The organism is Arsenicicoccus sp. UBA6765, from assembly GCF_002453335.1.
Taxonomy (GTDB): domain Bacteria; phylum Actinomycetota; class Actinomycetes; order Actinomycetales; family Dermatophilaceae; genus Arsenicicoccus; species Arsenicicoccus bolidensis.
This window is the reverse complement of sequence record NZ_DKGR01000012.1, coordinates 44,727-67,789: the sequence shown is the minus strand read 5'-3', so window position 1 is coordinate 67,789 and position 23,063 is coordinate 44,727. Positions and strand designations below refer to the sequence as shown.

23 protein-coding genes and 3 tRNA genes are annotated in these 23,063 nt (G+C 70.6%); 9 read left to right on the top strand and 17 right to left on the bottom strand.

The window, feature by feature from the left end; genetic code table 11:
* Nucleotides 1-621 carry a GntR family transcriptional regulator gene (locus B4K29_RS02275; RefSeq protein WP_286958907.1) on the bottom strand — a complete coding sequence of 207 codons (621 nt, stop codon included), beginning with the start codon at nucleotides 619-621 and terminating at the stop codon, nucleotides 1-3.
* 281 nt (nucleotides 622-902) lie between these two features.
* Here B4K29_RS02275 and B4K29_RS02270 point away from each other — a divergent pair, with 281 nt between their 5' ends.
* The 3 genes from B4K29_RS02270 to B4K29_RS02260 are packed head-to-tail and all read left to right on the top strand — an operon-like array spanning nucleotide 903 to nucleotide 3,024.
* Nucleotides 903-1,673 carry an enoyl-CoA hydratase/isomerase family protein gene (locus B4K29_RS02270; RefSeq protein WP_286958358.1) on the top strand — a complete coding sequence of 257 codons (771 nt, stop codon included), beginning with the start codon at nucleotides 903-905 and terminating at the stop codon, nucleotides 1,671-1,673.
* Entirely contained in the window at nucleotides 1,673-2,104 is a 432-nt protein-coding gene (locus B4K29_RS02265) for a Zn-ribbon domain-containing OB-fold protein (RefSeq protein ID WP_286958357.1), read from the top strand. The genes B4K29_RS02270 and B4K29_RS02265 overlap by 1 nt, the downstream gene beginning before the upstream one ends.
* Nucleotides 2,101-3,024 (top strand): SDR family NAD(P)-dependent oxidoreductase, encoded by a 924-nt coding sequence (locus B4K29_RS02260; RefSeq protein WP_286958356.1) that lies wholly within the window; start codon nucleotides 2,101-2,103, stop codon nucleotides 3,022-3,024. Before B4K29_RS02265 ends, B4K29_RS02260 begins: the two co-directional genes overlap by 4 nt.
* A 135-nt stretch (nucleotides 3,025-3,159) precedes the next feature.
* On the opposite strand, the gene B4K29_RS02255 is transcribed toward B4K29_RS02260, so the two are convergent.
* Genes B4K29_RS02255 through B4K29_RS02240 form a run of 4 tightly spaced genes read right to left on the bottom strand, consistent with a single transcriptional unit; the run spans nucleotide 3,160 to nucleotide 7,049 of the window.
* Nucleotides 3,160-3,777 carry an isochorismatase family protein gene (locus B4K29_RS02255; protein WP_286958355.1) on the bottom strand — a complete coding sequence of 206 codons (618 nt, stop codon included), beginning with the start codon at nucleotides 3,775-3,777 and terminating at the stop codon, nucleotides 3,160-3,162.
* Nucleotides 3,774-5,345 (bottom strand): AMP-binding protein, encoded by a 1,572-nt coding sequence (locus B4K29_RS02250; RefSeq protein WP_286958354.1) that lies wholly within the window; start codon nucleotides 5,343-5,345, stop codon nucleotides 3,774-3,776. Before B4K29_RS02250 ends, B4K29_RS02255 begins: the two co-directional genes overlap by 4 nt.
* A 28-nt stretch (nucleotides 5,346-5,373) precedes the next feature.
* Nucleotides 5,374-6,144 (bottom strand): enoyl-CoA hydratase-related protein, encoded by a 771-nt coding sequence (locus B4K29_RS02245; protein WP_286958353.1) that lies wholly within the window; start codon nucleotides 6,142-6,144, stop codon nucleotides 5,374-5,376.
* Nucleotides 6,141-7,049 carry a TIGR03619 family F420-dependent LLM class oxidoreductase gene (locus B4K29_RS02240; protein WP_286958351.1) on the bottom strand — a complete coding sequence of 303 codons (909 nt, stop codon included), beginning with the start codon at nucleotides 7,047-7,049 and terminating at the stop codon, nucleotides 6,141-6,143. Before B4K29_RS02240 ends, B4K29_RS02245 begins: the two co-directional genes overlap by 4 nt.
* Before the next feature lie 78 nt (nucleotides 7,050-7,127).
* On the opposite strand from B4K29_RS02240, the gene B4K29_RS02235 reads away from it, so the two are divergent.
* Nucleotides 7,128-7,991 (top strand): alpha/beta fold hydrolase, encoded by an 864-nt coding sequence (locus tag B4K29_RS02235; RefSeq protein ID WP_286958349.1) that lies wholly within the window; start codon nucleotides 7,128-7,130, stop codon nucleotides 7,989-7,991.
* A gap of 129 nt (nucleotides 7,992-8,120) precedes the next feature.
* On the opposite strand, the gene B4K29_RS02230 is transcribed toward B4K29_RS02235, so the two are convergent.
* The 4 genes from B4K29_RS02230 to B4K29_RS02215 form a co-directional block, all read right to left on the bottom strand.
* Nucleotides 8,121-8,195, bottom strand: a tRNA-Val gene (locus tag B4K29_RS02230).
* 1 nt (nucleotide 8,196) lies between these two features.
* Nucleotides 8,197-8,267: transfer RNA gene (locus tag B4K29_RS02225), tRNA-Cys, on the bottom strand.
* A 58-nt stretch (nucleotides 8,268-8,325) separates the two neighbouring features.
* Nucleotides 8,326-8,398, bottom strand: a tRNA-Gly gene (locus tag B4K29_RS02220).
* A 48-nt stretch (nucleotides 8,399-8,446) separates the two neighbouring features.
* Nucleotides 8,447-9,511 carry a YihY/virulence factor BrkB family protein gene (locus B4K29_RS02215; protein ID WP_286958348.1) on the bottom strand — a complete coding sequence of 355 codons (1,065 nt, stop codon included), beginning with the start codon at nucleotides 9,509-9,511 and terminating at the stop codon, nucleotides 8,447-8,449.
* Nucleotides 9,512-9,692: 181 nt separating this feature from the next.
* On the opposite strand from B4K29_RS02215, the gene glgX reads away from it, so the two are divergent.
* The gene (gene glgX, locus B4K29_RS02210; protein ID WP_286958347.1) at nucleotides 9,693-12,038 is read left to right on the top strand and encodes a glycogen debranching protein GlgX; all 2,346 of its coding nucleotides are present in this window, start codon (nucleotides 9,693-9,695) and stop codon (nucleotides 12,036-12,038) included.
* Between the two features lie 100 nt (nucleotides 12,039-12,138).
* Here the strand turns inward: glgX and B4K29_RS02205 are convergent, their stop codons facing one another.
* Both B4K29_RS02205 and B4K29_RS02200 read right to left on the bottom strand, forming a co-directional pair.
* Nucleotides 12,139-13,413: a PPK2 family polyphosphate kinase gene (locus B4K29_RS02205; protein WP_313666791.1), complete on the bottom strand. Its 1,275-nt coding sequence runs from the start codon at nucleotides 13,411-13,413 to the stop codon at nucleotides 12,139-12,141.
* Nucleotides 13,414-13,418: 5 nt separating this feature from the next.
* Nucleotides 13,419-14,654: an alpha/beta hydrolase family protein gene (locus tag B4K29_RS02200; RefSeq protein WP_286958345.1), complete on the bottom strand. Its 1,236-nt coding sequence runs from the start codon at nucleotides 14,652-14,654 to the stop codon at nucleotides 13,419-13,421.
* 94 nt (nucleotides 14,655-14,748) lie between these two features.
* On the opposite strand from B4K29_RS02200, the gene B4K29_RS02195 reads away from it, so the two are divergent.
* Nucleotides 14,749-15,810, top strand: a complete 1,062-nt coding sequence (locus tag B4K29_RS02195; protein WP_286966310.1) for an ATP-dependent DNA ligase — start codon at nucleotides 14,749-14,751, stop codon at nucleotides 15,808-15,810.
* 124 nt (nucleotides 15,811-15,934) lie between these two features.
* A complete protein-coding gene (locus tag B4K29_RS02190; protein ID WP_019286020.1) occupies nucleotides 15,935-16,213 on the top strand; it encodes a hypothetical protein in 279 nt (92 codons plus the stop codon).
* Nucleotides 16,214-16,249: 36 nt separating this feature from the next.
* Here B4K29_RS02190 and ligD read toward each other — a convergent pair whose 3' ends face one another.
* Nucleotides 16,250-17,284 (bottom strand): non-homologous end-joining DNA ligase, encoded by a 1,035-nt coding sequence (gene ligD / locus B4K29_RS02185; RefSeq protein ID WP_286966309.1) that lies wholly within the window; start codon nucleotides 17,282-17,284, stop codon nucleotides 16,250-16,252.
* Nucleotides 17,285-17,346: 62 nt separating this feature from the next.
* Here ligD and msrB point away from each other — a divergent pair, with 62 nt between their 5' ends.
* The gene (msrB, locus tag B4K29_RS02180) at nucleotides 17,347-17,757 is read left to right on the top strand and encodes a peptide-methionine (R)-S-oxide reductase MsrB (RefSeq protein WP_019286022.1); all 411 of its coding nucleotides are present in this window, start codon (nucleotides 17,347-17,349) and stop codon (nucleotides 17,755-17,757) included.
* A 130-nt stretch (nucleotides 17,758-17,887) separates the two neighbouring features.
* On the opposite strand, the gene B4K29_RS02175 is transcribed toward msrB, so the two are convergent.
* From B4K29_RS02175 to hemQ, 3 genes are all read right to left on the bottom strand, one after another.
* Nucleotides 17,888-18,259, bottom strand: coding sequence for a VOC family protein (locus tag B4K29_RS02175; protein ID WP_239263578.1), 372 nt, complete (start codon nucleotides 18,257-18,259; stop codon nucleotides 17,888-17,890).
* Between the two features lie 46 nt (nucleotides 18,260-18,305).
* Complete coding sequence (locus tag B4K29_RS02170) at nucleotides 18,306-18,989, bottom strand: GOLPH3/VPS74 family protein (protein WP_286966308.1); 684 nt, start codon at nucleotides 18,987-18,989, stop codon at nucleotides 18,306-18,308.
* A gap of 153 nt (nucleotides 18,990-19,142) precedes the next feature.
* Nucleotides 19,143-19,871: a hydrogen peroxide-dependent heme synthase gene (hemQ, locus tag B4K29_RS02165; protein WP_286966307.1), complete on the bottom strand. Its 729-nt coding sequence runs from the start codon at nucleotides 19,869-19,871 to the stop codon at nucleotides 19,143-19,145.
* A gap of 106 nt (nucleotides 19,872-19,977) precedes the next feature.
* Here hemQ and B4K29_RS02160 point away from each other — a divergent pair, with 106 nt between their 5' ends.
* Entirely contained in the window at nucleotides 19,978-20,889 is a 912-nt protein-coding gene (locus B4K29_RS02160; protein WP_286966306.1) for a DUF4349 domain-containing protein, read from the top strand.
* 74 nt (nucleotides 20,890-20,963) lie between these two features.
* Here the strand turns inward: B4K29_RS02160 and tpiA are convergent, their stop codons facing one another.
* Complete coding sequence (tpiA, locus tag B4K29_RS02155; protein ID WP_019286028.1) at nucleotides 20,964-21,752, bottom strand: triose-phosphate isomerase; 789 nt, start codon at nucleotides 21,750-21,752, stop codon at nucleotides 20,964-20,966.
* Nucleotides 21,753-21,854: 102 nt separating this feature from the next.
* Entirely contained in the window at nucleotides 21,855-23,051 is a 1,197-nt protein-coding gene (locus B4K29_RS02150) for a phosphoglycerate kinase (protein ID WP_019286029.1), read from the bottom strand.
* Between the last annotated feature and the right edge of the window lie 12 nt (nucleotides 23,052-23,063).

Genomic DNA, 23,063 nt, shown 5'->3' with positions numbered 1-23,063 from the left:
TCAGTCGTGAGGGGCGAGGAGGGCGACTGCCTCGTCGCGCGACGAGGTCAGGTGCTCGGCGAGCGCGGCAGCGGCGGCATCGCCGTCCCCTGCGGCCAAGGGCACGAGCACGCGCACATGCTGCTCGAGCGCGTGCCTCACGACGAGCTGCTCACCCGATGCGCGCGAGCGCGCCAGGGCGATCTGCTGCAGGACGTCGTCATGGACGCGGGTGATGGCGGCGTTGCCGGCGAGCCGGACGAGCGCGTGGTGGAAGTCGAGCTGGTAGGCGTCGCCGGACACCTGTGCGGCCGCCAGCAACGTCTCCGTCTCCGTCAACAGATCGGCGACCGCTCCTGCGACCTGCGCGGATCCGGCGTGACCGATGGTGCGGACCGCATGCGTCTCCAACGCCGTGCGGAGGTCGTACAGATCGGCGAGCTCGGGGGCGCTGATCGAGGCGACGTACGAGCCATGGTGACTTCGCGTCGTCAGAAGGCCCTGGGTCGCGAGCCGTTGGATCGCCTCGCGCAAGGGCCCACGGCTGATCCGGAGGGACTCGGCAAGCTCGACCTCGTTGACCCGTGTCCCGGGCGCAAGGCGACCGTCCGTGATCATGGCTCGGATCGCGCCCTCGGCCAAGGAGCTGTAGGTGTTGCGTGCCCCTCCGATCGGGGTGACGCCGGGGGTGTTCAGCATGAGGCCCTCTCGCCCGGCCCGACCGTTCGGGCCATCCACGTCAGCATATCGTCAACTGTTGACGCCGGGAACTGTCAACAGATGACAGCACGCCCTGTCAGGCGTACCCTGATCTCATCCTCCTCCTCGGGGGACAGGACATCCCACCCATCCGTGAGGTCCACATGAGCCCAGTGCCCGACGCCGCGCGACCTGTCGCCGACGAAACACCCGTCCTATGGTCCGTGGAAGGCGGGATCGGTCGCATCACGCTCAACCGCCCCGACGCTGCCAACGCGATCGCGCCGGAGCAACGCAAGCACCTCATCTCGCTGCTCGAGGAGGCCGGCGACAGGGCCGACGTGCGCGTCGTCGTGATCGCCAGCACCGGTCGTCACTTCTGCTCTGGGGCAGATGTGGAGCGGATCGGTGGCATGAAGGCCGGGCCACGACTGACGGGTGCAGGAGCGCGGCTCATCATGCAGGGAGCGCAACGGCTGGTCGCGGCGATCCTCGACTGCGACAAGCCGATCCTCACCGTGGTCCAGGGAACGGCGGCGGGTCTGGGCGCTCATATCGCCTACGCCAGCGATCTGGTGGTCGCGTCGGAGGATGCGACCTTCATCGAGTCGTTCGCGCTCCGGGGTATGGTCGTGGACGCCGGGGGCGCCTATCTGCTGCCACGGCTCATCGGCATGCAGCGCGCCAAGGAGCTCGCCCTGCTCGGCAGCAAGCTGTCCGCCGCGGATGCGGCAGCCCTCGGACTGGTCAACAGGGTGGTGCCTGCAGCCGACCTCGCAGCGACGGCCCAGGCGCTAGCGACGCAGCTGGCCGCGGCCCCGACCACGGCCCTCGCGTTCACCAAGCGGCTCTTCAACCGATCCCTGGACGGCGACCGGTCTGCTTCCTTCGCCCTGGAAGCGATGGCTCAGGAGCTGCAGTCCGGGGCCCGGGACTCCACCGAGGGCGTGACCGCGTTCATGGAGCGACGCACACCCACGTTCGAGGGACGATGATGACGAGCAGGAGCGACCTACCCACCATCGAGGGTGAGAACACCGCAGCCTGGGCCGCGGCGAAGCAGCACCGACTGGTCATTGCGCGCTGCCGCACGTGCGGCGTGGCGCACCACTACCCCCGGCCCATGTGCGTCGTGTGCTGGAGCACCGACGTCGTGCTGGAGGATGCCAGCGGCCGCGGGACCCTCTACACCCATTCGACGGTCCACCTCAACGACCTGCCCCCCTTCGACGAGCAGGTCCCCTACGTCGCTGCGGTCGTCGATCTCGACGAAGGGCCGCGAGTGGTCACCCGCATCGTCGGCTGCGCCCCCGCCGACCTCCGGATCGGCATGAGCGTCGAGGCCGTCTTCGCGGACCTCGACGAGGACACGACCATCGTGCAGTTCCAGCCCACCACATCGCGCACCCTCAAGGAGACCTCATGACCAGACTGCTCGACGGCAAGGTGGCCGTCGTCACGGGCGCGGGGCACGGCATCGGTCGTGGCCACGCCCTGGAGCTGGCCAAGCATGGCGCCACCGTCATCGTCAACGACCTGGGCTCCAGCGCATCGGGAGACGGAGCGGGGCGCGATGCCGAGGTCGTCGTCGACATCATCCGATCGCGGGGTGGCCGAGCCAGCGCCAACTTCGCCGACGTGGGGGACGAGGAGGCTGCGCGGGCACTGGTCGGCCAGGCGTACGAGGAGTACGGGCAGCTCGACATTCTCGTCAACAACGCTGGCATCGTGCGCGACAAGGCCATCTGGAACATGTCGACCCTTGACTTCGACCTGGTCATGAGAGTGCACGCCCGTGGCACCTGGCTGCTCAGTCAGGAGGCCTCCGCGCGCTGGCGCGCCGCGGCCAAGGCCGGCGACGGCAGGACCTACGGACGCATCATCAACACCACCTCGGGCGCCGGGCTCTCCGGAAACTTCGGGCAGACCAACTACGCGGCGGCCAAGGCGGCCATCGTTGGGATGACCCTCAGCATGAGTCTCGAGCTCGCCGGCATCGGCGTCACCGCGAACTGCATCGGCCCCGGCGGCATCACCCGCATCTCGGCGACCTCGATGGCGGAGGCGGAGGTCGTGGAGCCCGACGAGCGCGGAGAGGACGACTTCGATCCTTTCGACCCGTCACTCGCCTCACCGGTGGTCGCGTGGCTGGCCAGCCCGGAAGCCGGCCACGTGAGCGGACAGGTCATCAAGGCCATCGGAGAGAACATCCAGCTCATGAGCGGATGGGCACCGGTGCGGACCGCGAGCAACGGCGAGAAGCGTTGGGACGCGACAAAGCTCGGTAGCGTCTTCGCCGTGGACGTCTTCGGCACTCGGGCTCCCGGACTGCGCATGGGCGGCTGACTCCACCCGCCCGGCGAGGCCATGTCGCCGGGCGGTGGATCCCGCCTGGGTCCACGTACCCCTCGATCGGGCCGTGATCCCCACCCACGCTCCCGGGGGGGGTGTCCGTGGACGCGCAGGGGTCGGGCTCGTCGGTCAGGCTCCGTGCCAGTGGTCAGCCAGATCGCTGACCGTCGTCAACGTCGCCAGCATCCCGAGGGTGTTGGGCAGGACCTGCCGAGCATAGTCCGCGGGAGTGCCCGCAACCGCGTCCCGGGGAACGACGACGTAGAAGCCCTCCTCGGTCGCCTCCCCCGCGATCAGCGGAAGCGCGAGGTTCACCGAGACGCCGGTCAGGATGATCGTGTCCACTCCCTTGCCTCGCAGCACGGGCAGAAGCTCGGTTCCCTTGGCCGGGTTGAGCCCATGGTGCCGAGGCAGCACCAGATCCCCTTCACCGAGGAGCGCAGGCAGGACCTGGGTCCCGCGGTGATCGTCGGTCCACCCGTCGGTCGCCGGCGCGAGCGCCTTCCAGAGCGGTGCGGTGCCCCTGGCCGAGCCACCGAGCGGACCCGCGTAGGTCGCGTGGACCACAGGGACACCCGCGCGCCGGGCCTCCTCGAGCAGGGCGGTCAACGGGCCGATCATGTCCCCAGCCGGGCCGCTGAGCGCCGGGAGCATGGAGCTCTCCCCGAGCACTCCCTCCTGGCACTCGACGACCACGACGGCGGCCTTGTCGCGCGCACCGAGGCGATGACGGGCTGGCTGGTTCATGACTGCTCCTTCTTGGGGGGGTGGGGGACGCGGTGAGCGTTCTCGGGTGAGTACGTGTCGACGAGCCGGCGGCGCAGCACCTTGCCGCTCGGGAGACGCGGAAAGTCCTCGACGAACTCCACGCTCCGGGGCAGCTTGAATCCCGCGATCGTCCTCGCAGCCGCACCCACGAGCTCGGCTGCCAGCTCCGTCCCGGTCGCCACTCCCTGGACGGCGTGCACGACGGCGTGCACACGCTGGCCCATCTCGTCGTCCGGCACGCCGATGACCGCGATGTCCTGCACGCAAGGGTGCATGGCCAGCGCTTCCTCGACCTCGCGGGGATAGATGTTGACCCCACCGCTGATGATCAGGTCGGTCCGCCGATCGGCGAGATAGAGGTAGCCCTCCCCATCGACCCAGCCGAGGTCGCCCATGGTGCTCCACCCCCGCGCGTCGTGCGCAGCGGCAGTCTGGTCCGGGTCGCGGTGGTACTCGAAGCCAGGCCCGTCGAACCAGAGCTGGCCGACCTCCCCGGCCGGGAGCTCGTCGCCCCCAGCGTCGAGGACGTGGGCCGCGCCGATGACGGCTCTGCCGACGGAACCCTTGTGGGACAACCACTCCGGCGCCGAGATGGCGAAGAAGCAGTTGGCCTCGCTGCCCGCGTAGTACTCCAGGACCTTCGGCCCCAGCCACTCGATCATCGCTTCCTTGACCGGCACGGGGCAGGGGGCCGCAGCATGGATGGCGAGCACCAGCGACGAGAGGTCGTAGCGGCTGCGCACCTCCGCAGGAAGCTTGAGCATGCGGACGAACATGGTGGGCACGAACTGCGCGTGAGTGACCTGGTGGTCCTCGATCGCCGCGAGGGTCAGCTCCGCGTCGAACCTCGTCATGACGACCGCGGTGGCTCCGTGGCGGACCGCGGCCATGGACCAGCCCACGGGGGCCGCGTGATACAGCGGGCCGGTACTCAGGTAGGTGGCATCGTGCGAGAACCCAAATTGCGAGAGCTGGTGATCCAGCGTCAGACCTGTCCCGAACGGAACGTCGGGCATGGCCGGGAGGATCCCCTTGGGTCGCCCCGTGGTACCGGAGCTGTAGAACATGTAGTAACCCTCGGACTGGTCGTGGACCGGGGTGGTGGGGAGGTCCGCCGTCCTGTCCGCGAGCGAGTCCACACCGTCGACGTCGCCGCCTACGACGAGCCGGTGTCGCAGCGCGGACGCCCGACTCGCCGCATGCGCGGCCAGCTCCTCCCGGTCTGCCGAGGACACGAGCACCGTGGCCCCGCAGTTGTCCACGATGTATGCCGCCTCGTCGGCCGTCAGGTGCCAGTTGACCGGGGTGTAGTAGAGCCCGCTGCGCTGCGCGGCCCAGTAGATCGGGAAGAGATCGAGGCGGTTCTCCATGAGGACGGCCACGTGGTCTCCGCGACCGAGTCCGAGAGACCGGAACAGGTGCGCCACCTGGTTGGAGCGGTCCTCGAGGTCGCGATAGCTGAGGGTCTCTCCGGTCTCGGCGAGCAGGTAGGCGGGCTTGTCGGCGAGCTCGCTCGCCAGCGATGTCAGGTCCATGGGCGCGCCCATGCGATCTCCTCGGGTCGGTGCGTCCGGCTCAGGTCGTGTGGAAACGCGGCGATCGCTTCTCGCGGAAGGCTGCCACTCCTTCGGCGAACTCCGGGGCGTCGAGCAGCTCGGCCTGGCCCGCCTCCTCGCGGGCGAGGGTCCGCTCGAGGTCGAGGGTCGCCCCGTTGATGGCCTCCTTGGTCAGCGCGGTCGCCCGCGCCCCCAGCGAGACCAGCACGGCGACCAGCTCGGTCGTGCGTTCCTCCAGCCTGGCGTCCTCCACTGCCTCGCTGATCAGGCCGATCCCCTCGGCCTCCCGTGCGGTCAACCGCTCACCCAGCAGGGCCAGGCGAACGGCACGGGCCCGGCCGATGGAGGCCGCCACGAGCTCGGTCGCACCGCCGTCAGGAAGCAGAGCGATGTTGCTGAAGGCGAGCGTCAGGGTGGCCGACTCGGCGGCCAGCACGATGTCGCCCGCCAGCGCGATCGGCAGTCCGACCCCTGCGGCCACGCCGTTGACCCGGGACAAGACTACTTGCGGAGCCGTCGTGAGGGCACGCACGACGCGACCGGCGGCCTGCAACGTGGCCAGGTCGACAGGGACCGACGGGTCGAGCAGGTTCGCCCCCGAGCAGAAACCCCGGCCCGCACCGGTCACGACGATGACTCTGACCCCGTCCTCGGCCGACGCTTCTTCAACGGCGTCCGCGAGGGACCCGAGCATCGGTGCGTCGACGGCATTCAGGCTCCTCGGCGAGTTCAACGTGATGCGCGCGACCGGGCCATCACGCTCGATCAGGACGCGCGCGTCGACGGTCATGAGATTCCCATCAGGTCGGCGTACCCGCGGAGGGAGTCGACGGCAGCCGCAGCGCCCGCGTGGCTGGGGCGGACCAGGAACTGATCCACCCCCGCCTCTTCCAGCTGGCCGACGTGGTCGCGGTGCTCCTCGATGGATCCTCCGCTGGTGGGAAACTCCAGGTGCGGAGTGGCCGCGTTGAACGTCAACGGGCCGGGATTGCCGAGATCTGCCGCACGCTGCTTGACCTCAGCGATCCCCCTGGCCAGCTCCGCGATGGACGTGAGCGGCCGGGTCCTGGTGGAGGTCGCCACCTCCTCCGACAGCAGCATCGGTGACCAGCCGTTCAGCCGAGCCGCCCGTCGCCTGCTGAGGCCACTGTTCCCACCCACGAGGATGGGTGGGCCACCGGGCGTGATGGGTCCGGGCACCGCAGCCACACCTTTGGCCGTCACGTGCTCGCCCACATGGTCGTACGGCACCGTGGTCCACACTCCCCGCATGACCTCGATCCCCTCGTCGAAAAGTGCGTTGCGCTGCTCGAAGTCCACGCCCAGTGCAAGGAACTCCGAGCTCAGGTACCCGCTCCCGACGCCGACGACGAGGCGTCCGCCGGAGAGTCGGTCGAGCGTCGCCAGGCCCTTGGCTGCGAGAAAGGGACTGCGATAGGGCACGACCAGCAGATGGGTCATGATCTGGATGCGTCGGGTGATGCCGGCGACGAAACCGAGAGCCGCGGTCGGGTCGAACGTCTCGTGGCCACCGTGGGTCAACCACTTCAACGACGGGGCCGGATGCTCCGGCAGCGCCAGCCCGGAGTACCCCAGCTCGTCGGCGGCCCGGGCGACGGCGGCGAGCCCGTCAGCCGACGCCAGGGAGCCGCCGTCGGCTGTGCCATCCACCACATACTCGAAGGCGAACCTCACGAAGGCCTCCTGCTTGCCACTCGGGCCTACAATGGCCGAATTAGTTGGACAATTGCACTCTATACCGTGGGAGGACCCATGCAACCCCGCAGGAGCTCGGAGCTCACCGCCCGCACCCGACAGCTCGATGGCGTGGGCGGTGTCCGGATCGCCGTCGACGAGTGGGGCAGCCCTGACGACCCGCTCGTCCTGTTCCTGCACGGTGGGGGTCAGACGCGGCACTCGTGGAAGAGCGCGGGCGCCGACCTGGCCGCGGCCGGGCTGCACACGGTCTCAGCAGACCTCCGTGGTCACGGCGACTCTGACTGGGCCCCGGACGCGGACTACGGCCTCGAAGCGATACGCGACGACGTCATCTGTGTGCTCGACCAGATAGGCGGCCCCGCCGCCCTGGTCGGAGCCAGCATGGGTGGGCTCACCTCGCTCCTCGTGGCCCACGAGCGACCGGAGCTCGTCTCACGCCTGGTGCTGGTCGACGTGGTCCCACGCATCGAACGAGCTGGGGCCGTCCGGATCACCGGGTTCATGCGCAGTGCTCCCCATGGGTTCGCCGATCTTGACGAGGCCGCCGACGCCATCGCCGCCTACCTACCCCATCGCACCAGGCCCCGATCGACCGACGGGTTGCGCAAGAACCTCCGTCAGGGGGAGGACGGCCGCTGGTACTGGCACTGGGACCCGGCGATGTTCACCACCGACTCGCACCCCGACCCCGAGCGGATCCAGGAGCAGCTGGAGACGGCCGCCCGCGAGCTGACGATGCCCACGCTGCTTCTCCAGGGCGCCTTGAGCGACGTGGTCAGCGACGACGGGGTCGAGCACTTCCGGGGTCTGGCTCCTAGTGCGCAGGTCGTCCGGCTGCAGGACGCCGCGCACACCGCGGCCGCTGACGACAACGACGCCTTCACCCGCGCCGTCAGGGACTTCCTGCTCCCCGGCTGATCGCCGAGGGGCGCGAGGCTGCCTCCGCCTGCGTGGCAGGCGGAGGCAGTGCGCGGACGCGCAGGCGATGCGTACCCGGCCTCCACAGCAGCAGGCCCCGGACCGCGTGGTCCGGGGCCTGCTGGGAGGTGGTGGGCGATACTGGGTTTGAACCAGTGACCTCTTCCGTGTCAAGGAAGCGCGCTACCGCTGCGCCAATCGCCCGAGGTGGAGACGGGATTTGAACCCGTGTACACGGCTTTGCAGGCCGTTGCCTCGCCTCTCGGCCACTCCACCGTGCCGATGCATCCGTCATGCTAACAAACGCATCGCCGGAAGGTCCGAGGACCCCCAGAGCGGACAACCGGGCTCGAACCGGCGACCTCAACCTTGGCAAGGTTGCGCTCTACCAACTGAGCTATGTCCGCGTGCTGCCGTGCGGTCGCTGGATCTTGGTGAATCCGAAGCGTGTAACTTCACCCGCCGTGCGTGCTGACCGACACTAACCGATGCCGGCGCGGGACGTCCAATTCCTGAGCACCTCGCGCGTCGGCCACGAGACCGGCGATCACGGGCCCGAACGGCGAGGTCCCTGGGCGTGGCTCGCGGCGCACCTCGAGCTCGGTCCGCACCGCCTCGACCACCCGCGCGCGGGCGCTGGGACGGTCGGGGACGGGCCACAGGTGGCGGACGGCGGCGTTCATGGCGGCTCCGATCAGGACGGCGATGGCGAGGAAGTAGAGCCAGACGAGCAGGACGATGGGTGCGGACAAGGGGCCGTAGACGGACGTCCCACCGATGGACGCGCCCAGCCAGGTCCGCACGACATAGGACACGACCACCCAGAGCACCACCGTGAGGGCGGCCCCCGGCAGGTCGCGGCGCCAGGGCGAGCGCCGTGGCGTGGCGACGTGGTAGAGCGAGGTCACCGCCCCCATGACGGCACCGGTCACGAGCGTCCAGTAGACGAGGCCGTCGAACGGCCCGGGCAGGACGCGCGACAGGACCAGGGGCCCCAGGAGGACCAGCGGCAGCACGACGGCACCGACGAGGACGGCGATCGAGTACATCGTGAAGGACAGGGTGCGGGTGCGGACGATGCCGCGAACCCCGCTCTGGCCGTACATGATCGAGATCGTGTCGATGAAGACGTTGAGCGCCCGAGACCCGGACCACAGGGACAGGACGAAGCCCAGCGACACCAGGTCGATACGGCCACCTCGCAGCACCTCGTCGATCGTGGGGACGATGACGGCTCCCACGCTCTCGTCGGTCAGGAACCGCTGCGCGTAGGACGCGAGGCCGGCCACCACCTGGTCGACCGTGCCCTGCCCGGCCCATGCTCCGACATACCCCAGTCCCCCGATGAGGCCGAGGACCAGAGGCGGCAGGGAGAGGAGGGCGAAGAAGCCCGCCTCGGAGGCGAGCCCGGTCACGCGGTAGCGCAGGCAGACCCGGACGGTCTCGCGCACGAGACGCGCGACCGACAGGCCACCGGGCACCTGCTGGAGCAGGTGCCGCAGGGCGGTCCGAGTGGTCATGGGCACGACGCTAGGGCCCGCCCGGGGCTGGGACGGGTGGGACACGAGGGGCGGGTGGGGCCTGTTGTCGAGACGTGATGTCGTCTCGCCGCAAGGCTCAATCCCCCGGGGGGTCTCTCGGACCGCGTAAAGTGGCGGGTTGATCGATCTCCATCCCCACTCCCACGAGGACGACCCCTTCATGGAAATCTGGCCCGGCAAGCCGTATCCCCTCGGCGCCACGTTCGACGGCAGCGGCGTGAACTTCGCTGTCTTCTCGGAGGTCGCCGAGCACGTCGAGCTCTGCCTCATCGACGACGAGGGCGCCGAGCAGCGCGTCTCGCTCACCGAGGTCGATGGCTACGTCTGGCACTGCTACATCCCGCAGATGCAGCCCGGGCAGCGCTACGGCTACCGCGTGCACGGCCCGTTCGACCCCGCCAAGGGCAACCGGTCCAACCCGGCCAAGCTGCTGCTCGACCCCTACGCCAAGGCGATCGACGGCCAGATCAGCAACGACGAGGCGCTGTTCTCCTACAAGTTCGACGACCCGTCGGCGTTCAACGACACCGACTCGCTCGGGCACACCATGCTGTCCGTCGTCATCAACCCCTACTTCGACTGGGGCCACGACCGTCCCCCGCGCCGGGAGTACCACGACACGATCATCTACGAGGCCCACGTCAAGGGCCTGACGATGACCCACCCGGAGGTGCCCGAGGACATCCGCGGGACGTATGCCGCGATCGCGCACCCCGCCGTCATCGCGCACCTCAAGCAGCTGGGCATCACCGCGATCGAGCTGCTCCCGGTGCACCAGTTCGTCCAGGACACCTCGCTGCAGGAGAAGGGGCTGCGCAACTACTGGGGCTACAACACCATCGGCTTCCTGGCCCCGCACAACGACTACTCCGCGTCGGGCACCCGCGGCCAGCAGGTCACGGAGTTCAAGTCAATGGTCAAGGCGCTGCACGAGGCCGACATCGAGGTCATCCTCGACGTGGTCTACAACCACACCGCCGAGGGCAACCACATGGGCCCCACGCTCGCCTTCCGCGGTCTGGACAACAACGCCTACTACCGCCTGGTCGGCGACGACCTCGCGAGCTACTACGACACGACCGGCACCGGCAACTCGCTGCTGATGCGCAACCCGCACGTGCTGCAGCTCATCATGGACTCGCTGCGCTACTGGGTCACCGAGATGCACGTCGACGGCTTCCGGTTCGACCTGGCGGCGACCCTGGCCCGCCAGTTCCACGAGGTCGACAAGCTGTCCGCGTTCTTCGACCTGATCCAGCAGGACCCGGTGGTGAGCCAGGTCAAGCTGATCGCCGAGCCGTGGGACGTGGGGGACGGCGGCTACCACGTCGGCAACTTCCCTCCCCTGTGGACCGAGTGGAACGGCAAGTACCGCGACACCGTCCGCGACTTCTGGCGCGGCGAGCCGGCCACGATCGGCGAGTTCGCCTCGCGCATCACGGGATCCAGCGACCTCTACGCCCACTCCGCGCGCAAGCCGATCGCGTCGATCAACTTCGTCATCGCCCACGACGGCTTCACGCTGCGCGACCTCGTGTCCTACAACGAGAAGCACAACGACGCCAACGGCGAGGGCAACAACGACGGCGAGAGCCACAACCGCTCCTGGAACTGCGGTGTCGAGGGTCCGACGGACGACCCCGAGGTCAACGCCCTGCGCGCCCAGCAGCAGCGCAACTTCCTCACCACCCTGCTCGTCAGCCAGGGTGTGCCGATGCTCGCGCACGGCGACGAGCTCGGTCGCAGCCAGGGCGGCAACAACAACGGCTACTGCCAGGACAACGAGATCTCCTGGATCGACTGGGACCTCGACGCGGACGACCTGGCGCTGCAGCAGTTCACGGCCCGGCTGACCGCCCTGCGCTCGTCCCACCCCGTGTTCCGCCGCCGCCGGTTCTTCGCCGGCGACGCCGCCCACGGCGGCATGTCCGACCTGGGTGACATCGCCTGGTTCACGGCCCACGGCACCCAGATGTCCGACCAGGACTGGGAGTCGGGCTACGCCAAGACGCTGAGCGTGTTCCTCAACGGCCACGCCATCTCGGCCCCGGACCAGCGTGGCCGGATGGTCGTCGACGACGACTTCCTGCTGCTGTTCAACGCCCACCACGACGGCATCGACTTCACGATGCCGCCCGAGGACTACGGCACCGAGTGGACCGTCGTGCTGGACACCGCCGACCCGGAGCTGACCGAGCCCCGCGTCTGGGCGGCCCGCAGCGTCAACCGCGTCCCGGCCCGCTCGGTCGTGGTCCTGCGCTCGGACCAGCCGGCTGAGCAGGCCTCCCCCGGCCTGGCCTCGCCGCTCACGGCAAAGACCGGCGTCGGCATCGTCGGCCAGGTCGCGACCGATCCTGCCGCCCGCCCGGCTCCGACCGAGCCCGCCACCTCGAAGGCGGAGCCGCAGGCGCAGGAGCAGGCGGACGGCGCCACGGGTGACGACACGGACGGCTCGGGGGCCGACTCGTCCACGGGCACCAAGAAGGCCGGCAAGAAGAAGGCCTGACGCAGCTCGCACGAGAGAGCCCGCCTCGTCCTGGACGAGGCGGGCTCCTTCGTATGCCGAAGCGCCCGGCACCTGGCGTGGGCGCCGGGCGCGGCGCGCATCAGGTCTGGGCGAGGCGCTCCTGCTCGGTCGCGACGTCGAAGGTCGCCGCCGGCCACTCGAGGTCGAGACCCCGCAGGTGCTCGAGCAGGATCTGCTGGACCGCGAGGCGGGCGTACCACTTGCGGTCCGCCGGCACCACGTGCCAGGGAGCGCCCTTGGTGCTCGTCTTGGCCAGCACCGCCTGGTAGGCCTCCATGTAGTCGTCCCAGCGCGCGCGCTCGGCGATGTCGCCGGGGTTGTACTTGTAGTACTTGTCCGGCCGGTCGAGCCGCTCCCCCAGCCGCGCCTTCTGCTCGTCGGAGGAGATGTGCAGCATCACCTTGACGACGGTGATGCCGCGCGCCAGGGCGGCCCGCTCGAACGCGTTGATCTGGGCATAGCGCCGCATCCACTCCGAGCGCGGAATGAGCTCGTTGACCCGCACGACCAGCACGTCCTCGTACTGCGAGCGGTCGAACACCCCGAGCTGACCCGGGTCGGGCAGGGCCCGGTCGATGCGCCACAGGAAGTCGTGGGCGCGCTCCTCGGGCGTGGGCGCCTTGAACGCGGTGTACTTGACGCCGCCTGGGTCGGTGGCGCCCACCACGTGGCGCATGATGCCGCCCTTGCCGGAGGTGTCCATGCCCTGCACGAGCAGCAGGACCGACGGCCCGTCGCCGTCCTTGCCGTTGGCCCAGAGGCGCTCCTGCAGGTCGGACAGCTCGGTCTGACCCTCGACGAGGTCCATCGCAGCCGACTTCTTGTCGCCCTCGTAGCCCGGGGTCGCCCGGGTGTCGACGTCGGCCAGCACGAGTCCCCGCTCGGCGCGCAGGGTCTCGCTGAAGGTGAAGTCAGGGTCACCGAAGGCGAGCGACCCGGTGGTCGCCGCCGAGGAGGCACCGTCCAGCGCGGCGTCGCGCTTCGCGCCCTTGTCCTTCTTGTCCCTCGTACCCTTGGCCTTCTTGCCCTTGTCGTCGTCCTTGGACTTCTTCGACGCCTTGTCGTCCTTGGCCTTGTCGTCCTTGGCCTTGTCGTCCTTGGCCTTGCCGTCCTTGGCCTTCTTGCCCTTGTCGTTCTTGGACTTCTTCGCCGTGTCCCTGGCGATCTCCTGCTCGGCCGTGCCCTGGTCCTTGTCCTTGCCCGTGCCCTTGGACGCCGTGCCGGGCTTGGCGTCGTCCGACGCTGCGTCCCCCGCGTCCGAGGTGGCGGCGGCGGTGCCGGCGCCCCGGACGAGGGTCTCGACGGCCTCGTCGGCCCGATCGGCGGCCTTCTTGCTCTTGGAGGTCTTTGCCATGCGGCCTATGGTTGCACCCTTTGCGCAGGTGGGGCGGCATCCTGGGCCACGAAGGCCTCGACGAGTCGCTCCCACCGCTGCTGGTCCACGTTCCACTCCTTGCAGTGCCGGGCGACCTGCCAGGTCTCGAGCTGGACGAGGTCGGGCCGCGCCGCCGCGAGGTCGATCGAGCGCTGGGCGGGCACGAACTCGTCGTCGAGCGAGTGGATCAGCAGGATCGGGTGCCGCAGCTCGTCGGCCCGCCGCACGAAGTCGGTCGCCGCCAGGTCGATCACCGACTCGATCCCCACGAGATGGCGGCCGGGCGGCACGCCGAGCAGCCGCATGCTGAGCGTGGTGAGCTGGCCGGGGACCCGCATCGCGCGCGCGTGGTGGTGCAGGACGTCCGGCCAGTCGACCACGGGCCCGTCCAGGACGACCTGCGAGATGCGGTCCCCGTGGGTGGAGTTGATGAGGGTCTGCAGCACGATCGCCCCGCCCATCGACCACCCCACGAGCACGACGTCGCGGGCGCCGTGCTCCAGGGCGTAGGCGACGGCGGCGTCCACGTCGCGCCACTCGGACAGCCCGAGGCCGTAGAGCCCGTCGTTACTCGCGGGCGCCACCTGGTCGTTGCGGTAGGACGGGGTCAGGCAGGTCAGACCGGCGCGGTGCAGCGCGGCGACCCCGCGCACGGTCTCCTCGCGTCCCGCGCCACGGCCGTGCACCAGGACGGCCCACCGGGTGCCGTCGACGGGGCCGTCGGGCGGGGGCACCAACCAGGACGGCAGCGGACCGATCTCGCTGGGGACGTCCACGTCGAGGGTCGGCAGACCGAGCGCCTGCTCCGGCCCGAGCGCGTAGTAGTAGGAGTGGAACCGGGCCGGTCCGGTGCGCAGGCGCCCGAGGTCGACGCCGTGCAGCCGCCGGGTGATCGTGCCCTGCCCGGGGTGGTCGGCGAGGATCCGGCCGAACCTCACGTGCGACTGCCCGCCGTCGAGGAACAGGCCGTACTTGCCGGGCATCACCGTCTCGGCCGTGCGGCTCAGCGTGACGCTGCGGTCGTCGAAGGCCACCACCTCGGTGTCGTCGGGCCGTCGGCGCTCCGGCGTCACGACCTTCTTGGCGAGGTAGACCGCGGCGCTCAGCCACCCCGTCGCGGCTCCGGCCGCCACGACGCCGCCCGCCACGGCTGCCGCGACCGCCCGAGGGTGCGCGCGCAGCACCCCGGCGGGCCCCCCGGCCCTGTCGCGCGTGCTCACCCGTCCATCGTGACATCCGCGGGCGTGCGGGTGGGGCAGGTGGCGCGAGCGTGGCGCGGCATACGGCCCTCGGGCGAGGGACACAATGGGCCGTATGACGCTGCCGATCGCCACCCCGGTCTCCCCCATGCTGGCCAAGGCCGTCCCCACGGTCCCGGCCGCGGACTCCGTCCCGGGCGGGCTGTCCTACGAGCCCAAGTGGGACGGCTTCCGCTGCATCGTGATCCGCGACGGCGACGAGATCGAGCTGGCGAGCCGGGGGTCCAAGCCGCTGACGCGGTACTTCCCCGAGGTCGTCGAGCGCGTGCGCGAGCACCTGCCGGCGCGCTGCGTGGTCGACGCCGAGATCGTGGTGCGCGCGGGCGAGGCCGGCGCCGAGCACCTCGACTGGGACCTGCTCTCGCAGCGGATCCACCCGGCCGTCTCCCGCGTCAACAAGCTGTCGCAGGAGACGCCCGCCGAGCTGATCTGCTTCGACCTGCTGGCCGCCGACGACGAGGACCTCATGGGGCGGCCCTTCCGCGAGCGCCGCGCGGCCCTGGAGTCGCTGCTGGAGGACGTCTCACCCGCGTCCGGCATCCACCTGACCCGGGTCACGGACGACCCCGAGCTGGCGCGGACGTGGTTCGAGGACTTCGAGGGGGCGGGGCTGGACGGGGTGGTCGCCAAGCCGCTGGAGGGGACCTACGAGCAGGGGAAGCGCACCATGCTCAAGATCAAGCACAAGCGGACGGCCGAGGCGGTCGTCGTGGGCTACCGGGTGCACAAGAGCGGTCAGGGCGTCGGGTCCCTGCTGCTCGGGTTCGTGGACGAGGGCGGCCGCATCGTCAACGTCGGTGGCATCGCGGCGTTCACGGCCGCGCGGCGCCTCGAGCTGGTCGACGAGCTCGAGCCGTACGTCCTGCGCGAGGAGGACGGCTCCGTGGTCGCCGCTGAGACGGATCGGTCGCGGTTCAGCTCGTCCAAGGACGTGTCCTACGTGCCGCTGCGACCGGAGCGCGTCGTGGAGGTGGCCTTCGACCAGCTCGAGAAGTCGCGCTTCCGGCACGCCGTGACCTTCCTGCGCTGGCGCCCCGACCGCGAGCCGATGTCGTGCACGTTGGCGCAGGTCAGCCGGGCGCCGAGCTATGACCTGGGGCGCGTCCTGGTCGAGTGACGCACGACAGCCAGTCAAGTTCTCGCGACCGAACGTCACCGGGTCACTCTGCATCCAGGTGAACCCCGTCCGCGTTCCCCGATAGTGGCCCCGACCTGCGGATATGCCGTGCCACAGTCGAGTCATGACCTCGTCAGCCGCCACCTGGGCCAGCCGTGACCTCCCGGTGCTCCGCGCCGTGGAGCAGCTGGACCTGCTCGGCGGCCCCACCCACGAGATCTCCGCGGTCGTGGCTCGCACAGGTCTGCGCGGCGACGAGGTGCTCGCCGCGCTCGAGGCGCTCCAGACCCTGCGCGCCGTCCGGGTGGAGGTCCTCGACGGTCAGCGGACCCGCATCGGCCACGTCACCGCCATCGGCGCCGCGATGCTCGCGATGCAGGCCGAGAACGACCTCGCCTGCTGACTCCTGCTGACCCCATCCGCGTCCCCCGGCCGCGGCTCAGGCGTCGTCGACCTTGCGGGCCCGGGACGGCTGCACGCGGGGTGGCTCCCCCGGCATCTTGGGATAGTCGGGCGGGAAGTTGAGCTCCCCCAGCCCGTGCTCCTCGACGTCGCGCTGCCACCACTGCAGGGCGGTGTCCACGCGTGCCCGGGCGTCGTCGAAGCCCGCCCAGGCGTCGTCCTGCGAGGCCACGATCTCGGGCGTCGTCCGCACGGTGTAGTCGCCGGGGGCGATCTCGCCGAGGACGTCCCAGGCGATCGGCATACTGACGGGCGCACCCGCCAGGGGGCGCGGGCTGTAGGCGCCGGCCAGGGTGCGGTCGCGACAGGCCTGGTTGAAGTCGGCGAAGATCCGCTCGCCCCGCAGCTCCTTCCACCAGGCCGTGGTGACCAGGTCGGGGACCCGCCGCTCGAGCTCGCGGGCGATCGCGATGACCGCGTGCCGCACCTCGAGGAACTCGTGCGTCGGCTCGATCGGTGCGAACACGTGCAGCCCGCGGTTGCCGCTCGTCTTGACGAAGGGAGTGAGGCCCGCCTCGACCATCACCTCGCGGAGCACGGTCGCCGCCTCCACGGCCTGCGCGAAGCCGGTGCCGGGCTGCGGGTCGAGGTCGATGCGCAGCTCGTCCGGGTCGTCGGTGTCCGCCGTGGTCACGGGCCAGGGGTGGAAGGTCACGGTGTTCATCTGCACGGCCCACACGGCGGTCGCTACCTCGTCGACGACGAGCTGCGGGTGCTGGCGGCCGGAGGGATAGGTGCACACGACGGTGCGGGCGAAGTCGGGGACGCCGCGGGGAGGGTTCTTGGAGTAGAACTCCTCGCCGGTGACGCCCTCGGGGAAGCGCTGCAGCGTCACCGGACGGTCCGCCAGCCTGGCCACCAGCCGGTCCCCCACGGCCACGACGTAGCGGGCCAGGTCCTCCTTGGTGATGCCGTCGTCCGGCCACATCACCCGGTCCGGGCTCGAGACCCGCACCTGCCGCGTCTCGCCGTCCGGCCCCGGGACCTCGATCGAGATGGCCTTGCTCGCCACGACGTGCTCCTGTCGGCCCGGTTGAGCGGAATCTGCGGCGACCCCGCGCGGTTGGACCCAGTATGACCCAGCGCGAGTACCCCGTGACCAAGTCCGACGAGCAGTGGCGGGCCGAGCTGAGCCCGAGCGAGTACGCCGTCCTGCGCCAGGCCGGCACCGAGCGGCCCTTCGTCGGCGAGTACACCGACACGACCACCGAGGGCGTCTACAGCTGTCGCGCGTGCGGCGCCGAGCTGTTCACCCACACCGAGAAGTTCCCCTCGCACTGCGGGTGGCCGTCGTTCTACGCCCCCTCCGACGCGGACAACGTCGAGCTGCACGAGGACCGCTCGCTCGGCATGACCCGCATCGAGGTGCTGTGCGCGCAGTGCGGCTCGCACCTCGGCCACGTCTTCGAGGGCGAGGGCTACCCCACCCCCACCGACCAGCGCTACTGCATCAACTCCGTCTCGATGCGCCTCGCCCCCCGCTGACCCGCCGGGGGCCGAGGCATCGACCGGCCTTCGTTCCCCAGGCTGATGATCCGAGGGCCGGCGGATCTCGTGGTCGTGCCCGTATGCCGTCCCCGCCCGCTCCCCGACACGGACAGGGGCGTCTGCTCCGTCAGGAGTGGGCGATCTCGTGGCGCGGCTGGTAGATCAGGATCCCGTCCGCGCCGGGGACCTCGACCGTCGCGCCGATCCCCCACCCCATGTCCTGGGTGTCGCCCGTGAAGGTCGCTCCGCGCGCCTCCAGCTCGGCGCGCGTGGCGGCGACGTCGTCGCACATCAGCGCGATCTCGTGGTGGGTACCGGTGGTCCAGGCCTGACCGTCCTGCTCCGACACCGTCGGGTGGACGCCCAGCTCCGAGGGACCGGTCCGATAGATCGGCCACTCGTCGCCGCCGACGCTGGGCAGCTGCAGCACGTCGCGCAGGAACGCCCGGGTCGCGTCGGGGTCGTCGGAGTAGATGAGGGTGTGCACGGCGGTGATCATGCGGCGAGCCTAAGGATCGCCCGCTAGGCCCGCCGCGCCTCCCAGATCAGCTGGAGCCGCTCGTGGAGGAGACGGTCGCCACCGTGATCGCCGTGATCATCGCGGTGTTGGCGGACTGCACCGCCCGGGCGACGCCGTCCGCGCCGGGCCCCGCGGACTCCGCGACGGCCTTGATCCGTCGCTTGAGGTCACCCTTGTCCAGGCCTACCTCCTCGTGGTCGAAGACCTTGGTGCCCAGCTCCAGGCCGTGGACCAGCCCGATCAGCGCGTGCTGCTCGACCGTCGGCGAGGCTCCGCGCAGGACCTCGACCAGCCCGCGGCGCAGCTCGGCCTCGCGGCTCGTGTCGACGATCGGGTAGCGCTGCGGCTTGAGGCCCAGCATCCCGCCCTCCTCGACGCGCACGACCCCACGTCGTGCCAGGTAGTCGCCGACCTCGCGCTCGAGCTTGCGGGCGGCGCCCGGAATCACCGAGGAGAGACGCTTGCCGTCCTTGTCACCGAACCTGCGCAGACCCTCGTCGAGCAGGTCGTCCCCGGTCGGTCCGGCGTCGAGCACCCGGAGCTTCTTGCCGTCGTCGCTCACGCCGAGCCGTCCGGCCGCGACGAGGTCGGAGAGCAGCGCCCCGGCGAGGCCGTAGCCCGTCTGCTGCCCCATCGACTCGGGCCTGCCGTCGTCCTTGAGGACCAGCAGGAACAGTGAGGTGGTCGTGGTGGGCTGGTTCGTCGTCATACCCACGACGCTAGGCGGGCCGGCGGCGTGGGTCATCCCCCGTGAGGATGGTTCGCGTCGGCATACGTCCTCCTGCGGTATGACGAGATCGACCCGCCTTCGACACATCCACCTGGGGTGCCAACCCAGGCGGACGTGACGACCTGAGGTAGGTCAGGGCAGGTCGGCGACGAGCTGCTCGAGCTCCACGCGCGGGCCGGTGAAGAACGGCACCTCCTCGCGCGTGTGCCGACGGGCGGCAGCCCCGCGCAGGTGACGCATGAGGTCGACGATCCGGTGCAGGTCGTCGGCCTCGAAGGCCAGCAGCCACTCGTAGTCGCCGAGGGCGAAGCTGGCGACGGTGTTGGCGCGCACGTCCGGGTAGTCGCGGGCCATCTTGCCGTGCTCGACGAGCAGGTCGCGACGCTCCTCGTCGGCCAGGAGGTACCACTCGTAGGACCGCACGAAGGGGTAGACGCAGACGTAGGCGCGCGGCGTCTCGTCGGCCATGAAGGCCGGGATGTGGCTCTTGTTGAACTCGGCCGGGCGGTGGATCGCGACGTTGGACCAGACCGGGTCGCACGCCCGGCCCAGCCCGGTCCGGCGGAACACGTGGTAGGCGCGCTGCACGGCCTCGACCGACTCGCCGTGCCACCAGACCATGAAGTCGGCGTCCGCCCGCAGCCCAGCGACGTCGTAGATCCCGCGGACCGTCACCTGACCGGCCTCGGCCAGCCCGGCGAAGAACTGCTGCGCCTCGGTCAGCAGCGCCTCGCGCTCCGCCTCGTCACCCACGGAGTCGGTGACCTGGAAGACGGACCACATGGTGTAGCGGATCGAGTCGTTGATCGCGCGGACCTCGGCGGGGGACGGACGGCGGTGCTGCTGGGGCTTCAGACTCATGCCCGCATCATCCCATCCGGGACTGACAGCCCGGCACCGGGATCGTCACCCGTCCGTGACCGCGCAGGTCGGAACGCTCTCGCCCGGCCGTCCGGTCTCACCTGGCATGAGGCGCAACGCAGCTCCCAGGCCGTATGCCGCACCCCTCGCTCTCGGGGTCGCCGCACTGATCGCGATGACCGCCTGCACCGGCGGGTCCGGGTCGTCCACCTCCGGAGCCGCACCGGGCGACCCCGGCCGGGAACAGCTCGCCTCCTCGGCGGCCACGCCCGGGGCCACCCCCACCGGCTCCGTCGCGGCCACGGCACCCGGGGCGTCGTCCGGAGCGCGGGCCGTCCAGAAGCGCGACGTCGTCCGCACCGGCACCCTTGAGGCCACCGTCACCGATCTCGGCGCGGCCGCTGCGCGGGTGCGGACGCTGGTGGCCTCCTACGACGGGGTCGTCGCCAACGAGGAGCTACGCCGCTCCACCGGACCCGGCTCTTCGGCCACCGACACGTTCACCCTGAGGGTGCCCGAGGCCAGGTTCGACGCGGCGGTCGAGGACCTCGCCACGGTCGGCACCGTCACGGCGCGGACCGTCCGGGCCGAGGACGTCACGGGCCAGGTCGCCGACACGGCCGGGCGCGTCAAGACGATGCAGGCGAGCCTCGAGCGCACCCGGGCCCTGATGGCCCGCGCGGCGTCGATCGAGGACATCACCCGGCTCGAGTCGGAGCTCACCCGTCGCGAGGCAGACCTGGAGGGGCTGCAGGCGCAGCTCGTGACGCTGCGGTCGCAGGCGGCCATGTCGACGATCACCCTGTCGCTGACCCAGCCCGCTGCCGAGGCCCGCGCCGCCGAGGACCGGTCCGGGTTCCAGGCCGGCTGGCACGTGGGGTGGCACGCCGTCCTCGGCCTGCTCACCGCCCTCGCAGCGCTGCTGGGCTTCAGCCTCCCGCTGGTCCTGCCGCTCGCCGTGGTGGTCGTGCCCCTGGTCCTGTGGTGGCACCGGCGCAGGGCCCGCCGACGCGGCTGAGCGCCCCCAGCACGACGAGCCCCGGGGCCGGTCACCGTCAGGCGACCGGTCCCGGGGCCTCGGCATACGTCGGGTCAGGCGTTGTGGGCCTGGTAGCGAGCGATCTTGGCGAACTCCTCGGGGTCGAGGGACGCGCCGCCGACGAGGGCGCCGTCGACGTCCTCCTTGGCCATGATCTGCGCGACGTTGCCGGACTTGACCGAGCCGCCGTAGAGGATGCGGACGCCGTCCGCGAGCTCGGCGGAGTAGAGCTCGGCGAGCTTGCCGCGGATCGCGCCGCAGACCTCCTGCGCGTCCTCGGGGGTCGCGACCTCGCCCGTGCCGATGGCCCAGATGGGCTCGTAGGCGATGACGATGCTCTTGGCCTGCTCCTCGGGCAGACCCGCGAGGTCGGCCTCGATCTGGGCGAGCACGTGCTCGACCTGACGGCCCTCCTTGCGGACGTCGAGGGCCTCGCCGCAGCACAGGATCGGGGTCAGGCCGTGCTTGTAGGCCGCCTTGACCTTGGCGTTGAGCAGCTCGTCGGTCTCGCCGTGGCCCTCGCGGCGCTCGCTGTGGCCCACCGCGACATAGGTGCAGCCGAGCTTGGCCAGGAACGCGCCGGAGATGTCGCCGGTGTAGGCGCCGGAGTCGTGCTGCGACAGGTCCTGGGCGCCGTAGCGCAGGTCCAGCTTGTCGCCCTCGACCAGGGTCTGCACCGAGCGCAGGTCGGTGAACGGCGCGAGCACCGCGACCTCGACGGCGGCGTGGTCGTGCTTGGCGTCGCGCAGGGTCCAGTCGAGCTTCTGCACGAGGTGGGTGGCCTGCAGGTGGTCCTGGTTCATCTTCCAGTTGCCGGCCATGAGCGGCGTGCGGGATGCCATGTGGGTCTCCTTGGGAGTCAACAGTGTTGGGAGCTATGACGAGAAGGCGGCCCCGCCACCCGGGTCGGGGTCACGGGGCCGCCTCGTGTCGTGCAGCCGGCGTCAGCCGAGGATGGAGATGCCCGGGAGGTCCTTGCCCTCGAGGTACTCCAGGCTCGCGCCGCCACCGGTGGAGATGTGGCCGAACTGGTCGTCGGAGAAGCCCAGCTGCCGCACGGCGGCAGCGGAGTCGCCACCGCCGACGACGGTCAGCGCGCCCTTGGCGGTCGCCTCGACCAGGGCCTGGGCCACCGCCTTGGTGCCGTCCGCGAAGGGCGCCATCTCGAACGCACCCATCGGGCCGTTCCAGAACACCGTCTTCGCGTCGGCGACCTTGGAGGCGTAGAGCTCCGCGGACCTCGGGCCGATGTCCAGGCCCATCTGGTCGGCCGGGATCTTGTCGGCGTCGACCGTCGTGACCTCGCCCTCGGCGCTGAACTCGGCGTTGCAGACGACGTCGACCGGCAGGACGATCTCGACGCCGGACGCCTCGGCCCGCTCGAGGTAGCCCTTGCAGGTCTCGACGTTGTCCTCGTCGAGCAGGCTCTTGCCCACCTCGTGGCCCTGGGCCTTGAGGAAGGTGAAGGCCATGCCGCCGCCGATGAGGAGGCGGTCGGCCTTGCCGAGGAGGTTGTCGATGACGGCGAGCTTGTCGGCGACCTTGGCCCCGCCGAGGACCACGGCATACGGCCGCTCGGGGTCCTCGGTCAGACGCTTGAGGACGTCCACCTCCGTCTTGACCAGGCCGCCCATGGCCGCCGGCAGGATCTGCGCGACGTCGTAGACGGAGGCCTGCTTGCGGTGCACGACGCCGAAGCCGTCGGACACGTAGGCGTCCGCGAGCGACGCGAGCTCCTTGGCGAAGGCCTGGCGCTCGGACTCGTCCTTGCTGGTCTCGCCCGGGTTGAACCGGAGGTTCTCCAGGAGGGCCACCTGGCCGTCCTGCAGCCCCTCGACCGTGGCCTTGGCCGACTCCCCCACCGTGTCGGTGGCGAAGGCGACGTCCTGGCCGAGCAGCTCACCCAGGCGGGCGACGACGGGCTTGAGCGAGTACTTGTCCTCCGGGGCACCCTTGGGGCGACCGAGGTGGGCGACCACGACGACGCGGGCACCCTGGTCGGTCAGCTCCGTGATGGTGGGCACGGAGGCCCGGACCCGGCCGTCGTCGGTGATGCGATCACCGTCGAGCGGCACGTTGAGGTCCGAGCGGACGAGGACTCGCTTGCCGCGCAGGTCACCCAGGTCGGCAATGGTCTTCATCTCGGGACTCCG

Excerpts from the sequence above, each read along its gene's own strand:
- B4K29_RS02175 (WP_239263578.1), bottom strand. The coding sequence starts at position 18,259 with ATGATCACCGCCGTGCACACCCTCATCTACTCCGACGACCCCGACGCG.
- B4K29_RS02215 (WP_286958348.1), bottom strand. The coding sequence starts at position 9,511 with ATGACCACTCGGACCGCCCTGCGGCACCTGCTCCAGCAGGTGCCCGGT.
- B4K29_RS02190 (WP_019286020.1), top strand. The coding sequence starts at position 15,935 with ATGACCTCGTCAGCCGCCACCTGGGCCAGCCGTGACCTCCCGGTGCTC.
- B4K29_RS02195 (WP_286966310.1), top strand. The coding sequence starts at position 14,749 with ATGACGCTGCCGATCGCCACCCCGGTCTCCCCCATGCTGGCCAAGGCC.
- B4K29_RS02150 (WP_019286029.1), bottom strand. The coding sequence starts at position 23,051 with ATGAAGACCATTGCCGACCTGGGTGACCTGCGCGGCAAGCGAGTCCTC.
- tpiA (WP_019286028.1), bottom strand. The coding sequence starts at position 21,752 with ATGGCATCCCGCACGCCGCTCATGGCCGGCAACTGGAAGATGAACCAG.
- glgX (WP_286958347.1), top strand. The coding sequence starts at position 9,693 with ATGGAAATCTGGCCCGGCAAGCCGTATCCCCTCGGCGCCACGTTCGAC.
- B4K29_RS02250 (WP_286958354.1), bottom strand. The coding sequence starts at position 5,345 with ATGGGCGCGCCCATGGACCTGACATCGCTGGCGAGCGAGCTCGCCGAC.
- B4K29_RS02205 (WP_313666791.1), bottom strand. The coding sequence starts at position 13,413 with ATGGCAAAGACCTCCAAGAGCAAGAAGGCCGCCGATCGGGCCGACGAG.
- B4K29_RS02265 (WP_286958357.1), top strand. The coding sequence starts at position 1,673 with ATGACGAGCAGGAGCGACCTACCCACCATCGAGGGTGAGAACACCGCA.
- B4K29_RS02260 (WP_286958356.1), top strand. The coding sequence starts at position 2,101 with ATGACCAGACTGCTCGACGGCAAGGTGGCCGTCGTCACGGGCGCGGGG.
- B4K29_RS02235 (WP_286958349.1), top strand. The coding sequence starts at position 7,128 with ATGCAACCCCGCAGGAGCTCGGAGCTCACCGCCCGCACCCGACAGCTC.
- B4K29_RS02160 (WP_286966306.1), top strand. The coding sequence starts at position 19,978 with ATGAGGCGCAACGCAGCTCCCAGGCCGTATGCCGCACCCCTCGCTCTC.
- B4K29_RS02245 (WP_286958353.1), bottom strand. The coding sequence starts at position 6,144 with ATGACCGTCGACGCGCGCGTCCTGATCGAGCGTGATGGCCCGGTCGCG.
- B4K29_RS02255 (WP_286958355.1), bottom strand. The coding sequence starts at position 3,777 with ATGAACCAGCCAGCCCGTCATCGCCTCGGTGCGCGCGACAAGGCCGCC.
- msrB (WP_019286022.1), top strand. The coding sequence starts at position 17,347 with ATGACCCAGCGCGAGTACCCCGTGACCAAGTCCGACGAGCAGTGGCGG.
- hemQ (WP_286966307.1), bottom strand. The coding sequence starts at position 19,871 with ATGAGTCTGAAGCCCCAGCAGCACCGCCGTCCGTCCCCCGCCGAGGTC.
- B4K29_RS02170 (WP_286966308.1), bottom strand. The coding sequence starts at position 18,989 with ATGACGACGAACCAGCCCACCACGACCACCTCACTGTTCCTGCTGGTC.